General features: G+C 67.8%; 10 protein-coding genes. 9 read left to right on the top strand and 1 reads right to left on the bottom strand.

Going from position 1 to position 12,696, the window contains the following annotated elements:
• Window positions 1-58: 58 nt before the first annotated feature.
• From ACSQ9A_RS20795 to ACSQ9A_RS20755, 9 genes are all read left to right on the top strand, one after another.
• Window positions 59-568 carry a sigma-70 family RNA polymerase sigma factor gene (locus tag ACSQ9A_RS20795; RefSeq protein WP_093111249.1) on the top strand — a complete coding sequence of 170 codons (510 nt, stop codon included), beginning with the start codon at window positions 59-61 and terminating at the stop codon, window positions 566-568.
• Window positions 569-616: 48 nt separating this feature from the next.
• Window positions 617-1,657, top strand: coding sequence for a FecR family protein (locus tag ACSQ9A_RS20790; protein WP_436304998.1), 1,041 nt, complete (start codon window positions 617-619; stop codon window positions 1,655-1,657).
• Between the two features lie 99 nt (window positions 1,658-1,756).
• The gene (locus ACSQ9A_RS20785) at window positions 1,757-4,141 is read left to right on the top strand and encodes a TonB-dependent siderophore receptor (protein WP_436304997.1); all 2,385 of its coding nucleotides are present in this window, start codon (window positions 1,757-1,759) and stop codon (window positions 4,139-4,141) included.
• A 23-nt stretch (window positions 4,142-4,164) separates the two neighbouring features.
• Window positions 4,165-5,478 carry a lysine N(6)-hydroxylase/L-ornithine N(5)-oxygenase family protein gene (locus tag ACSQ9A_RS20780; RefSeq protein WP_436304996.1) on the top strand — a complete coding sequence of 438 codons (1,314 nt, stop codon included), beginning with the start codon at window positions 4,165-4,167 and terminating at the stop codon, window positions 5,476-5,478.
• Between the two features lie 11 nt (window positions 5,479-5,489).
• Entirely contained in the window at window positions 5,490-6,710 is a 1,221-nt protein-coding gene (locus tag ACSQ9A_RS20775) for an MFS transporter (protein WP_436304995.1), read from the top strand.
• On the top strand, window positions 6,700-7,305 hold the full coding sequence (locus ACSQ9A_RS20770; RefSeq protein ID WP_436304994.1) for a GNAT family N-acetyltransferase: 606 nt from the start codon (window positions 6,700-6,702) through the stop codon (window positions 7,303-7,305). The genes ACSQ9A_RS20775 and ACSQ9A_RS20770 overlap by 11 nt, the downstream gene beginning before the upstream one ends.
• On the top strand, window positions 7,302-9,185 hold the full coding sequence (locus ACSQ9A_RS20765; protein WP_436304993.1) for an IucA/IucC family protein: 1,884 nt from the start codon (window positions 7,302-7,304) through the stop codon (window positions 9,183-9,185). The genes ACSQ9A_RS20770 and ACSQ9A_RS20765 overlap by 4 nt, the downstream gene beginning before the upstream one ends.
• A gap of 20 nt (window positions 9,186-9,205) precedes the next feature.
• Window positions 9,206-9,982 (top strand): siderophore ferric iron reductase, encoded by a 777-nt coding sequence (locus tag ACSQ9A_RS20760; protein ID WP_436304992.1) that lies wholly within the window; start codon window positions 9,206-9,208, stop codon window positions 9,980-9,982.
• Window positions 9,983-10,048: 66 nt separating this feature from the next.
• The gene (locus tag ACSQ9A_RS20755; protein ID WP_436304991.1) at window positions 10,049-11,242 is read left to right on the top strand and encodes an aromatic ring-hydroxylating oxygenase subunit alpha; all 1,194 of its coding nucleotides are present in this window, start codon (window positions 10,049-10,051) and stop codon (window positions 11,240-11,242) included.
• On the opposite strand, the gene ACSQ9A_RS20750 is transcribed toward ACSQ9A_RS20755, so the two are convergent.
• Window positions 11,197-12,690, bottom strand: coding sequence for a carotenoid oxygenase family protein (locus ACSQ9A_RS20750; RefSeq protein WP_436304990.1), 1,494 nt, complete (start codon window positions 12,688-12,690; stop codon window positions 11,197-11,199). The two genes, ACSQ9A_RS20755 and ACSQ9A_RS20750, sit on opposite strands and share 46 nt — an antisense overlap.
• Window positions 12,691-12,696: the final 6 nt, after the last annotated feature.

Genomic DNA, 12,696 nt, shown 5'->3' with positions numbered 1-12,696 from the left:
TACGGATCGTCCATAATGAGAATGACTCTCATTTGCTCTCCATTGCCAAAGTCGATTTGTGCTCGAGCGCTACTACCAGGAACTGCTGAATTTCTGCTCCCGCACGGCGCGCAGCCGCGATGCCGCGGCCGATCTGGTGCAGGAAAGCTATGCGCGCGTCCTCGCGGTGCAGCGCTCGGGCCAGGCGGTGCCCGAGCCGCGCGCGCTGCTCTATCGCACGGCGCGCAACCTGCAGATCGACCAGTACCGCCGCAGCGAAGTGCGCGGCGAGGCGCTGCAGCCGGATGCCGAGGAGGCCGCCCTCGATCTCGACGAACTGGCCGCGCCGCGGGCCTTCGAGCCCGACATGGCCGCCGCCTCGGGCCAGGCGGTGAGCGCCATGCTCGCCACCATCGACGCGCTGCCGCTGCGCTGCCGCGAGGCTTTCATCCTGCACAAGTTCGACGGCCTGCCGCATGTAGAGGTGGCCGAGCGCATGGGCATTTCGCGCAAGATGGTCGAGCAGCACATTCAACTGGCCATGCAGGCCTGCCGGCGCTGCAAGAACGCGCTCGATGGCACGGCATAGGGTTTCAGGCCGCTCGTGCGTCTACATGAAGGAGCCGAATACTGCGCCATGACCACACAGCCGCCAGCCGAACCGCCAGCCGCGTCATCCCCAGAGCCCGAGAGCACGGCTCTGGATTGGCTCGTGCGCCAAAGGGGCGGGGGCTTCGGTGCCGCCGACGAAGCCGCGCTCCAGGCCTGGCTGGCTGCGGATGAGGCCCACGGCAAGGCCTTCGCGCGCTGGCAGCGCGACTGGGATGCGCTCGATGCGCTGCCGGCGGAGGGCGTGCGCAGCCTGCGGAAGAAGCTGGCCGGGGACAAGGCCGCGGCGCAGGCGCGATCGCATCGCCGCGCCTGGTGGCACCAGCTGACTGCCCTGGCGCCGCAAGGGGCCGTCGCCGCAGCGGCGCTCGTGGTGTGCTGCGGCGGCTACCTGGCCTGGAACCACTGGCAGCAGCCGGTGTTCGCCCAGAGCTTTGCCACCGCGCGCGGCCAGCAGCTCGAGCTGACATTGCCTGACGCCACCCACCTGCGGCTCGACACCGCGAGCCGTGCCGAGGTGATCTTCCATCGCCGGCGCCGCGAGCTGCGTTTGCCCGAGGGCCAGACCGAGCTTCAGGTCAAGTCCGATCCCTCGCGTCCTTTCGACGTGTGGGCGGGGCCGCTGCGCATCACGGTCGTCGGCACCCGTTTCTCGGTGCGCCACACACCCGGCATCGCGGGCAACCAGAACGTGCGCGTGGCGGTGGAGGAGGGCCGCGTGCGCGTGGCCGGCGATGGCGCCGCCGTAGAACTGAGGGGCGGCCAGCAGATCGTCAGCGATGCGGCAGGCCGGCTCGGCGCTGTGACTGCCGTGCCGGCCGCCGGCATCGCCCCCTGGCGCGACAGCCGCGTGAGCTTCGACAACGCGTCGGTGGCGCAGGCGCTGGCCGAATTCGAGCGCTATGGCCCCGCGAAGCTGATCGTGCGCGACCCGGCTGTGGCTGCGCTGCGGGTCACCGGCACTTTCGATCCGCGCCGGCTCGACAACTTCTCGCGCGCACTGCCGCAGGTGCTGCCGGTGCGGCTGCGCGAGCACGACGGCATGACGGAGATCGTTTCGGCCAAGTAATCGCGAAGCGAAAAAAACTTTGCGGCCCACCTGGGGTTTCGCAAAGCCGGTGCGTCTACATGGGAAGGATTCTTATTTACCTTTCCCGTAAACGAACGCATGCCCCGCCCCCGCCCCCGCTTCCACGCCGCGCCGCTGGCTCTGTTCGCGGCATTCGTCTTTGCCGCTACCGCCGCGCACAGCCAAGCCTCCACCCCGGTGCCGATCAGCATCGCGGCGCAGCCGCTGGCGCAGGCGCTCAACGACGTGGCGCGCCAGACCGGGCTTGAACTGATGGTGCCGCCCGCGCTGGTGGCGGGCAAGACGGCGCCGGCCGTCTCGGGCCGGCTGACGCCCCGGCAGGCGCTGGACCGCGTGCTGGCCGGCAGCGGGCTGACGGCGTCTGTCGACGGCAATGCCGTGGTCGTCAAGGCAGCGCCGCCGACATCGGATGCCGCGGGCTTGCCGGTGGTGACGGTCAGCGCCAACGCGGAGCAGGACAGCGCCACCGGCGTGAACGGCTACGTCGCCAGGCGCAGCGCTTCGGGCTCCAAGACCGATACGCCCATCATCGAGACGCCGCAGTCCATCTCCGTGGTGACCAAGCAGCAGCTGGAAGACCAGAAGCCGCGCGCCATCAACGAGGCGCTCAACTACACGCCGGGCGCCTTCACCGGCCTCGTGGGCTCCTCCAACCGCTACGACTACGTGGCCCTGCGCGGCTTCAAGGACAGCAGCGTCGACAGCACCCTGCTCGACGGGCTGCGCATGCTGAGCGATCAGGGCAGCTACACCTCGATGCAGGTCGACCCCTATTTCCTGGAGCGCATCGACGTCGTGCGCGGGCCGGCCTCGGTGCTCTACGGGCGTGCGTCGCCGGGCGGTGTGGTGGCCCTGACCAGCATGACGCCGCAATTCGAGCCCCACCGCGAAGTCCAGCTCACCGTCGGCAACCGCAATCGCCTGGAGGGTGCGGTCGACGTCACGGGGCCTGTCGATTCCAACGGCGTGGCTGCGTTTCGCGTGACGGCGCTGGCGCGCAAGCTGGACTCGCAGTTCGACCACGTGAAGGAGGAGCGGCGCGCCATCGCGCCTTCGCTCTTGATCAAACCCTCGAAGGACACGCGCCTCTTGCTGCAGGCCTACCTCCAGGACGATCCGGATGGCAGCTACCACAGCGGCGTGCCGGCGGACGGCAGCATCAACGCCCACCACAACGGCCGCCGGATCTCGCGCTACTTCTTCGATGGCGATCCGAGCATCGAGAAATACCATCGCACCCAGCGTTTCGTCGGCTACCAGTTCGAGCATGCTTTCAGCGAGCAGCTGAAGTTCCGGCAGAACTTCCGCTACGTCACGGCGGACACCACGCTGCGCCAGGTCTACGGCTACGGCTGGGCGAGCGCCGACGAGTTGACGCGCTTCTACTCCGGCGCCCGCGAATCGACGCGCGGCCACACGATCGACAACCAGCTCGAAGGCCGCTTCCAGACGGGCGCGGTCGAGCACACGCTGCTCGCGGGCCTGGACTACCAGAAGCGCCAGGTCGACGGCAGTTGGGAGTCGGGAGGCGCGTTGCCGATCAACGTGTTCGCCCCCGTCTATGGCTTCCCCGGCCTGAGCGACGTGACGAGCTTCCCGATCGACCGCCGCTTCGAGCAGACCGGCTTCTACCTGCAGGACCAGATGGCACTGGGCCGCTGGCGCCTCACGCTGGGCGGCCGCGAGGACCGGGCGAAGGCGTCGAACCAGATGGGCGCCGGCGCCCCGGCGCAATGGAGCGGCTCCAAGTTCACCAAGCGCGTTGGCGCCGTCTACCTGTTCGACAACGGCGTCGCGCCCTACGTCGGCTATTCGGACGGCTTCAATCCGAGCCTGCGCAACGACCGGCAGGGCAACATCCTGCCGCCGGCCGAAACCGAGCAGGTGGAGGCCGGCGTCCGCTGGCAGCCCAAGGATTCGAACACGCTGCTCTCGGTGGCCGTGTACGACCTGGAGCAGAAGAACGTCGCCACGCGCCCGGTGGGCGCCGCCTACTTCGAGGCTGCCGGCAAGGTGCGCTCGCGCGGACTGGAGCTGGAAGCGCGCTCGCAGCTGACGCGCGACCTGTCGGTGCTGGCGACCTACACCTACACCGACATGAAGTACATCGAGTCGCCGGACGGCTTCACGGGCAAGACGCCCTACCAGGCGCCGCGCCACATGGCTTCGGTGTGGGGCGACTGGAGCTTCGCGCCGGGCTACACGGTGGGCGGCGGCGTGCGCTATGTGGGCACCAGCTGGGTCGACAACGCCAACAGCTTCAAGGTGCCCTCGTACCTGCTGGTGGACCTGATGCTGCGCATCGATCTCGGTCGCCTGAACCCGTCGCTCAAGGGCTCCAACCTGCGCCTGGCCGCGAACAACCTTTTCAACAAGTCGTATGTGGCGTCGTGCATGAACCAGGACTACTGCTACTGGGGCGACACCCGCAACGTGACTGCAACCTTCACCTACCAGTGGTAGGGGAAACAAGGAGATGGCGTGCAATGAGACAAGACATTCATGAATTCATCGGAATCGGGCTCGGGCCCTTCAATCTGAGCCTGGCCTGCCTGGCGCAGCCCATTGCCGATCTGAACGGCATCTTCCTCGAGCGCAACTCGGAGTTCAGCTGGCATCCGGGGATGCTGATCGACAACACCACGCTGCAGAACCCCTTTCTGGCCGACCTGGTGAGCCTGGCGGACCCGAAGAGCCGCTTCAGCTTCCTCAACTACTGCAAGGAAGAGGGCAAGATCTACTCGTACTACTTCCGCGAGAGCTTCTACCTGACGCGCGCCGAGTACAACCGCTACTGCCGATGGGCCGCGGCGCAGTTGAGCAACGTGCGCTTCGAGTACGAGGTGCAGGAAGTCGTCCACGACGCCGAGCGCAACTGCTATGTCGTGACCGGCGTGCGCGGGCCGAAGCGCGAGCCTTTCGTCCTGCGCGGCCGCAAGCTGGTGCTGGGCGTGGGTTCCAAGCCGCTGTTCCCCGCCTGCTGCAAGCCGAGCGAGCACCGCTATCTGCACACCGCCGACTACATCGAGAGCAAGGCGCAGCTGCAGCAGAAGCGCTCCATCACCATCGTCGGCAGCGGCCAGAGCGCGGCCGAGGTCTATCACGACCTGCTCAAGGAAGCCGAGGCGCACGACTACAGCCTGACCTGGATCACGCGCTCGCCGCGCTTCTTCCAGATGGAGACCACCAAGCTCACGCTGGAGATGTTCTCGCCGGACTACATCGACTACTTCTACAACCTCGACGAAGAGAAGAAGGAGCGCATCGTCCGCACGCAGGACAGCCTCTACAAGGGCGTCAACGCCAGCCTGATCAACCAGATCTACGACCTGCTCGACGACCGCCGCACGCGCGGGCGGCTCCGCACGCACCTCATCACCAACTGCGAGCTGCAGGACTGCCGCTACGACGCCGCCGGCGGCAGCTACGAGATCGAATTCCGCCAGCTCGATTGCGAGGCGCGCTATGCGCACCGCACCGAGGGCCTGGTCTTCGCCACCGGCTACCGCGAGAACATCCCGCCCTTCATCGAGGGCATCCGCCATCGCCTGCGCTGGGACGAGAAGGGCCGTTACCGGCTGGCGCGCAACTACGCGGCGGACTTCAACGGCAACGAGATCTTCGTGCAGAACGCCGGCCAGCACACCCACGGCATGACCAACCAGGACCTCGGCATGAGCTGCTGGCGCAACTCGCTCATCCTGCGCGAGCTGACGGGCGTGGAGCACTACCGCATCGAGCGGCGCATCGCGATCCAGGATTTTTCGATTCCCGCGAGCGCGGACTTCGTCAGGCTCTGAAGCGGAACACCATGAGCCTCAGATTTCACATCATCGCGATGACGGTGCTGGCCGTCATCAGCGACGCCATCCTGATTCCCTTCTATCCGCAGTTCTTCAGTGAACGCTACGGGCTGGACAGCGCGGTCCACGTGGGCGCCTACGTGGCGGCCATCTCGATCGCCGTGATGTGCACGCTGCCGATCTGGGCGCGCGTGGCGCGCCGCGTCGAGCCTCTGTACCTGCTGGTCTACACGCAGTTCGCCGCCGGCACTTTCAGCCTGCTCTGCGACTGGGCGCCCGACGTCGAGACGTACTGGATGCTGTCGATGCTGATGTTCATGTGCAAGAGCAGCTACCTGCTGATGTACCCGTACATGATGCGCCTCACGCCCAAGGACGAGCACGCGGCCACCATCGGCGTGCTGTCGGTGGTGGTGCACTTCGGCGCCATCTTCGGCGCCGTGGTGGGCGGCCTGGTGCTGGAGGCCTGGGGGCCGCGCGCCAGCATCTATGCGATGGCCGCCGGCGACTTCTTCCAGATGGCGGTCTGCATGTACCTGATCCGGAGCGGCAAGATCGTGCGCGTCAACAGCGGCGAGCATGCGCAGGCGGCCGCCGCCGCTGCTGCCGCGCCGCGCCGCTTCGACTGGCGTGCCCGGCTGCCGATCCTGCGGCTGGCGCTGGTGATGCTGCTGTTCGACTTCAGCGCCTACCTGATCCGCCCCTTCTTCTCGGTCTACTGGCAGAAGACGACCGGCTACGACAGCGAGCTGATCTCCGGCATGGCCTTCGCCATCCCCGGCGTGGTCGCCATCGTCGCGCTGCGCCTGCATGCCCGCATCCGCGCGCGCGGAGGCCGGCTGCCCGACCACACCGTGGGCAACCTGCTGCTGGGCATGGTCGGCCTGCTGCTGCATGCCGCGCCGGACCCGGTGTGGATCGTGCTGGGGCGCGTGCTGTACGGCTGGGCGCTGTTCCAGATCATCGTCAAGCTCGAAGTCAACCTGTTTCGCCTGTCGACGCCTGAGCGCTATGCGCACGACTACAGCATCACCAACTTCTTCCAGAACCTGGGGGTGCTGCTGGCCTCGTTCGCGGCCGGCGCCATCGTCGATCGCTACGGGCTGCACCTGCCCTTCCTGCTGGCGGCGGGTGGCTTCGTGCTGACCGCGCTGCTGGATCGCCTGATCCTCAACGTGCCCAGCGCCGATCATGTGGCCAAGCTGGAGGTGCCGGCCCATGCGAATTGACAGCGTCCACCGCCGCGCCCAGGCCGCGCTGGCGTCGTACCGCGATGCGGAGGGCTTCGTGTTCCGAGCGCTGCGCATTCCGCAGGACGTGCCGATGCTGCACCGCTGGTTCACGCAGGAACGCGCCGCCTTCTGGTTGATGCAGGACAAGACCGAAGACGAAGTCCGCGAGGCCTACCAGGCCTTGATGGATTCCGGCACCGCCACCGCCTACATCGGCCTGCACGAGGGCCGGCCCGCCTTCCTGGCCGAATGCTACGACCCCGCGCACGACCGCATCCGCAGCTTCTACGAGGTGCGGCCCGGCGACCTGGGCATGCACATCTTCGTCGGGCCGTCGGATGTGCGCATTCGCGGCTTCACGCGCGCCGCTTTCCACGCGCTGATGCGCTTCATGTTCGCCCACCTGGGCGCCGAGCGCATCGTGGTGGAGCCGGACGCCACCAACCAAAAGATCCACGCACTGAACCGGTCGGCAGGCTTCGTCTACGACCGCGACGTTGTCTTCACCGAGAAGATCGCCAGCCTCGCCTTCTGCACCCGGCGAGATTTTGAACAGGCCACGGCCGCCACCCTGGAGGAAATCCATCCATGAACCTCACCCTCGTGAACCAACTCTCGCAACGCCCGGCCGAGGCCGCCGCACACCTGACGCCGGAGGTGTGGGCCCAGGCCAATCGCCTGCTGCTGCGCAAGGCGATCGCCGAATACGCGCACGAGCTGATCGTCGAGCCGGAGCAGCTGAAGCCGACCACCGGCGGCTTCGCGCTCTACGAGCTGCTGTCGGACGACGGCGCCGTGCGCTATCTGTTCGAGGCGCAATGCCTGGCACTGCGCCATTGGCATATCAAGCCGGAGTCGATCCGCAAGCTGGTGGGCGACGTCGACGAGCCGCTCGATGCGTTGCAGTTCATCATCGAATGCCGCCAGCGCCTGGGTATCCGCGAGGACCTGCTGCCGATCTACCTCGACGAGATCAGCAGCACGCTGTTCGGCAGCGCCTTCAAGCGCATGAAGGCCGATGCGCCCAGCAGCGCCGAGCTCGCCGACGCCGCGGACTTCCAGACCATCGAGGTCGGCATGACCGAAGGTCACCCGGGCTTCGTCGCCAACAACGGGCGGCTGGGCTTCAATGCGGTCGACTACCGCGCCTATGCGCCGGAGGCCGGCTCCGACATCCGCGTGATCTGGCTGGCCGTGCACAAGGACAACGCCGCCTTCGCCAGCATCTCCACGCTGAGCTACGAGCAGCTGCTGGCCGAGGAACTGGGTGCCGAGACGGTCGGGCGCTTCACCGCCCGGCTGCACGAACTGGAGGTCGACCCGGCCGACTACTACCTGATGCCCGCGCATCCGTGGCAGTGGTTCAACAAGCTGTCGATCGCCTTCGCCGGCTACGTGGCGCGGCGCAAGATCATCTGCCTGGACTACGGCGACGACCGCTACATCGCCCAGCAGTCGATCCGCACCTTCTTCAACACCAGCGACCGTTCCAAGCGCTATGTGAAGACCTCGCTGTCGATCCTGAACATGGGCTTCATGCGCGGCCTCTCGCCTTACTACATGTCGGGCACGCCGGCCATCAACGAGTTCATCAAGAAGCTGGTGACGGACGACGAGTTCCTGCGCGCGAACGGATTCACCATCCTGCAGGAGGTCGCCTCGATGGGCTTCCGCAACCACTACTACGAGGCCGCGATCCCGCTCGATACGCCCTACAAGAAGATGTTCTCGGCGCTGTGGCGCGAGAGCCCGCTGCCGCTGCTGCGGCCGGGCGAGCGCCTGATGACCATGGCCGCGCTGCTGCATGTCGACAAGGACGGCCATGCGCTGCTGCCCGAGCTGATTCGCCGCTCCGGCCTCCCCACCGTGGCCTGGCTGGGCCTCTATCTGCAGGCCTACCTGACGCCGCTGCTGCATTGCTTCTATGCGCACGACCTGACCTTCATGCCGCACGGCGAGAACCTGATCCTGGTGCTCTCCGGCCACGTGCCGGTGCGTGCCATCATGAAGGACATCGCCGAGGAATGCGCCATCCTCGACATCGCGGCCAAGGCAGGCCTGCCGGAGCGCGTCGATCGCATCGCGGTGGATGTGCCGGACCATTTCAAGCTGCTCGGCATCTTCATCGACGTGTTCGACGGCGTGCTGCGCCATATCAACCAGGTGCTGGTGGAAAACGACTGCTGCAGCGAAGACGAGTTCTGGCGCGCCGTGGCCGACTGCGTGCACGACTACCAGGATGCGCACCCGGAGCGCGCCGCCAAGTACGCGCACTACGACATGTTCGTGCCCGAGTTCCTGCATTCCTGCCTGAACCGCCTGCAGCTCGGCAACAACGTGCAGATGGTGAACCTGTCCGACCCGGCCTCCAGCCTGAAGATGGCGGGCAACCTCGCGAACCCCATCGCCAAGTTCCGCCGCCGCCCGGCGGCGCAGGCGTCATCGGCCGCGCTGGCGGAAAGCGTGGCGTGACCCTCGGCATGCAGGCGAGAGTGAGCGGTTCCGTCGTTGCCGGCGCGATGCCGGCCGCGCGGCCCGATCCGGATCTCGCCCGCATGCTGCGGCTGGCGCAGCGCATCGTTCCCGGGCTGTGCGGCACGCAGGGCTGTGAAGCCTTGCCCGGCGCGCTGCGCGAAGCCGACCAGACAAGCCTGCGCGCGCTGTGCCGCCACTGGGCCGAGGCCTATCCGGAGGCCGGCGCGCACTACCGGGCGCTGCGCTGCTGGGGGCTGGCGATCTGGCAGCCGGTCTATCTGAGCGTGATCGCCGCGCACCTGGACACGCACGTGCCGCGGCTCGCCGGTCTCGCGCAGCCGGTGGCCGAGGGTTTTCCGCGCGGCTTCCAGCTGCCCGTCCATGCGCCGGTCACAGGGAGCGCATCGGCGCGCATGGATGCCGCGGCCGCCGAGCTGCGCGTGTTCTGCGATTCGATGCGCGCGGCGCTGGCACCCTCGGTGGCGCTGCATGCGCGCGCGGCCGATCGCCTGCGGGCCGAATGCGTGCTCGGCGCCTTGCTGCTGGTGCATCGCCACGCGCCGGCCTGCAGCGACAGCGAGCTCGCCGCACTCGGCGCGGCCTGGCTTGCGCGCCTCGGCATCGCCGGCGGCTGCGGTTTCTTCGCCTACCGGGCGCGCGACGGCACGCCCGCGCTTGCGCTCGACCGCAAGGTGTGCTGCCACCACTTCCGCCGCCGCGACGGCGAGCAGTGCAGCACCTGTCCCAAGCTCCCGCTCGACACGCGAATCGCCCGCCTGCTGGCCGATTCCTGATCCATTCCCGCGATGCGCCGCCGCCGGCAAAGGCCCGGTGCATCCCGTCACGCCTTGGAGATTCCGATGAACGATGTCGCACGCCTCACGCATGTTCTGCCGGCGTCCACGCAGCTGCCCGTCGATGCCTACTTCGACCCAGCCCTGTTCGCACGCGAGCAGGAACTGATCTTCGATCGATCGGCCCGCTATGTCGGGCACGAGAAGACCGTCCCGCAGGTCGGCGACTGGCGCCGGCTCGCGCAGGAGGGCGGCGGCCGCGTGCTGGTGCGCAACGCCGAGGGGGTGACGCTGATGTCCAACGTCTGCCGGCACCGGCAGGCGCTGATCCTCGGCGGCGAGACCGGCGACGTGCGCGGGCTCGCCAACCCCAGCGGCAACCTGGGCGCGACCGGCGGCCACATCGTCTGCCCGCTGCACCGATGGACCTACGACGACCGCGGCGAGCTGCTGGGCGCGCCGCAGTTCGAGCCCAAACCCTGCAAGAACCTGCAGCGCTTCGGCTTGCGCAACTGCCAGGGCCTGCTGTTCGAAGGCGCACGCGATCCGGCGCAGGACATGGCGGCGCTGTTCGCGCGGCCCGAGTTCGACTTCTCGGACTACGTGCTCGACCATGTCGAGGTTCATCAGTGCAACTACAACTGGAAGACCTTCATCGAGGTGTACCTGGAGGACTACCACGTCGCGCCTTTCCACCCGGGCCTGGGCGCTTTCGTCAGCTGCAGCGAGCTGCACTGGGATTTCGCCGACTGGTACAGCATGCAGCGCGTCGGCGTGCATCAATCGCTGAGCCAGCCCGGCACGGAGGTCTATCGCACCTGGCACGAGCGCCTGCTGGACTATCGCACCGGCGCCGCGCCCGATTTCGGCGCCGTGTGGGTGACCTATTTCCCGACCCACATGATCGAGCTCTATCCGCACGTGCTGGTGCTGTCGACGCTCTATCCGAAGGGGCCGCAGGACACGGTCAATGTCGTCGAGTTCTACTACCCGGAGGAGATCGCTGCCTTCGAACGCGAGTTCGTCGAGGCGCAACGCGCCGCCTACATGGAAACCGCCAGGGAAGACGACGAGATCGGCGAGCGCATGGACGCGGGCCGCCGCGCGCTGCTCGAGCGCGGCGTCTCGGAGGTGGGGCCCTACCAGTCGCCTTTGGAGGACGGCATGTGGCACTTCCATGCCTGGTATCGGCAGATGATGGGTCCCGCCTTCCTTCAGGCCGGCACGAAAGCTCCGTGCAAGCCTAGCGGCAACGCATAGGGCAGCGTCGCCTGCGCCACCGGCCCGGCAGCCAGCCGATCGGCCGCAAAGCACGACAACAGCGTTCGCTTCTGCGCGACGTCGAGCACGGTGCCGAGGATCCAGCCCGGGCCTGTGCCGTCGGGCACGAACAGGTGTTCCTCCACCATCGCTTGCGGGCCGTAGGCGAAGCGCTGGCTGCGGCCGGTTTCGACATCGGTGCGCGCGACGGCGCCGAAGCCGGGCTGCTCGCGCCTGCCCTGCGTCGCATGCACCACGCTGCGATGGCGCAGGCCGACGCGGCGCGGGTCGATGCGCGGGAACTCGGCGTCCAGCGGCAGCGCCTCTTGCGTGGCCTGTCCGGTGGCGAGATTCAGCGTGGCCACGGTCAGGTACGCATCGGTGCTCTTCACGCGGCGAGCGCGCATCAGCTCGCGGTTGGTGGTGAACACCGAGCTGGCGTTCTCCGAGCGCACGTAGTCGATGTGGATCCGCGTGCCGCGCGGCGTGTTCTCTTCCCACGCATTGCCGACGTGGAACAGAAAACCCGCCGGCAGCGTGAGCAGCTGGCGCCGGTCCCAATTCTTCTTGTCGACCACCAGCGCGCGCATGCCCAGCTCCGGGCGCCACACGTGCGCATCGAGAAAGTTCGCACCGGCCTCCTTGCGCTTGACGTCGTAGACCAGCGGCGGCATCAGGAAGACCAGGTGCTGCTCGGTGACGGCGAAGTCGTGGATCATCGGCAGCTCGCCCACCGGCACCACGGCCGCGCGGCGCAGCGCGCCGTCGGGTGCGATCTCGTAGAGCGCCAGCAGCCCTTGGCCGGAGCCGACGCCGAAGTTCCAGATCGTGCCGTCCGGGTCCACCCTGGGATGGGCCGAGAAGGGCATGCCGGCGAGGTCGGGGCGCCAGGTCTTCAGGCCCAGTGTGTCGAGCGTGCGTGCGTCGACGCACGTGGCCGATCCGCCTTCCCACAGCGCGAGCACTTCGCCCGCGAGCGGCAGCACGCTGGTGTTGGCGACATTGATGCTGTCGGCCGAGGCCGGTGGCTCGACGCCCGGCGGGATCGTGCCGAAGGCCTCGGTCAGCCGGCGGCCGGCGCGCACTTCGGCCACGCGCTTGGGCGTCTGGACGTAGCGGCCCTGGTGATGGACCTGCGTGCCTTCGATGACGAAGCGATGCACCATGCCGTCGCCGTCGAACCAGTGGTGGTAGCGCTCACCGCCCAGGTCGTGGCCCGTCGGACCGATGCGAAAGAGCGTGCCCGCGACCGCGTCGGGGAAGCGGCCGCGCACCGCGGTGCGGGCGAGCGGCAGGTCGGCCGGTGGCGTGGCGAAGCCGATCTTCCAGGGCGCATCGGAGGCTTCGAAGTCGGCTTGCCAGCTGTCGGTGCCGGCATGCACGATAGAGGTCAGCAGGGGAGTGGCGCCGGCCGATGCGAGCAGGCGCAGGAGTTCGCGTCTTAGCATCTCCGC

This window comes from Variovorax sp. LjRoot290 (genome assembly GCF_964253985.1).
Lineage (GTDB): Bacteria > Pseudomonadota > Gammaproteobacteria > Burkholderiales > Burkholderiaceae_C > Variovorax.
This window is presented reverse-complemented; position numbering and strand designations above follow the sequence as displayed.

Bases quoted from the DNA above. Each gene is read 5' to 3' on its own strand.
- ACSQ9A_RS20790 (WP_436304998.1), top strand. From the start codon at position 617: ATGACCACACAGCCGCCAGCCGAACCGCCAGCCGCGTCATCCCCAGAG.
- ACSQ9A_RS20785 (WP_436304997.1), top strand. From the start codon at position 1,757: ATGCCCCGCCCCCGCCCCCGCTTCCACGCCGCGCCGCTGGCTCTGTTC.
- ACSQ9A_RS20780 (WP_436304996.1), top strand. From the start codon at position 4,165: ATGAGACAAGACATTCATGAATTCATCGGAATCGGGCTCGGGCCCTTC.
- ACSQ9A_RS20775 (WP_436304995.1), top strand. From the start codon at position 5,490: ATGAGCCTCAGATTTCACATCATCGCGATGACGGTGCTGGCCGTCATC.
- ACSQ9A_RS20770 (WP_436304994.1), top strand. From the start codon at position 6,700: ATGCGAATTGACAGCGTCCACCGCCGCGCCCAGGCCGCGCTGGCGTCG.
- ACSQ9A_RS20765 (WP_436304993.1), top strand. From the start codon at position 7,302: ATGAACCTCACCCTCGTGAACCAACTCTCGCAACGCCCGGCCGAGGCC.
- ACSQ9A_RS20755 (WP_436304991.1), top strand. From the start codon at position 10,049: ATGAACGATGTCGCACGCCTCACGCATGTTCTGCCGGCGTCCACGCAG.
- ACSQ9A_RS20750 (WP_436304990.1), bottom strand. From the start codon at position 12,690: ATGCTAAGACGCGAACTCCTGCGCCTGCTCGCATCGGCCGGCGCCACT.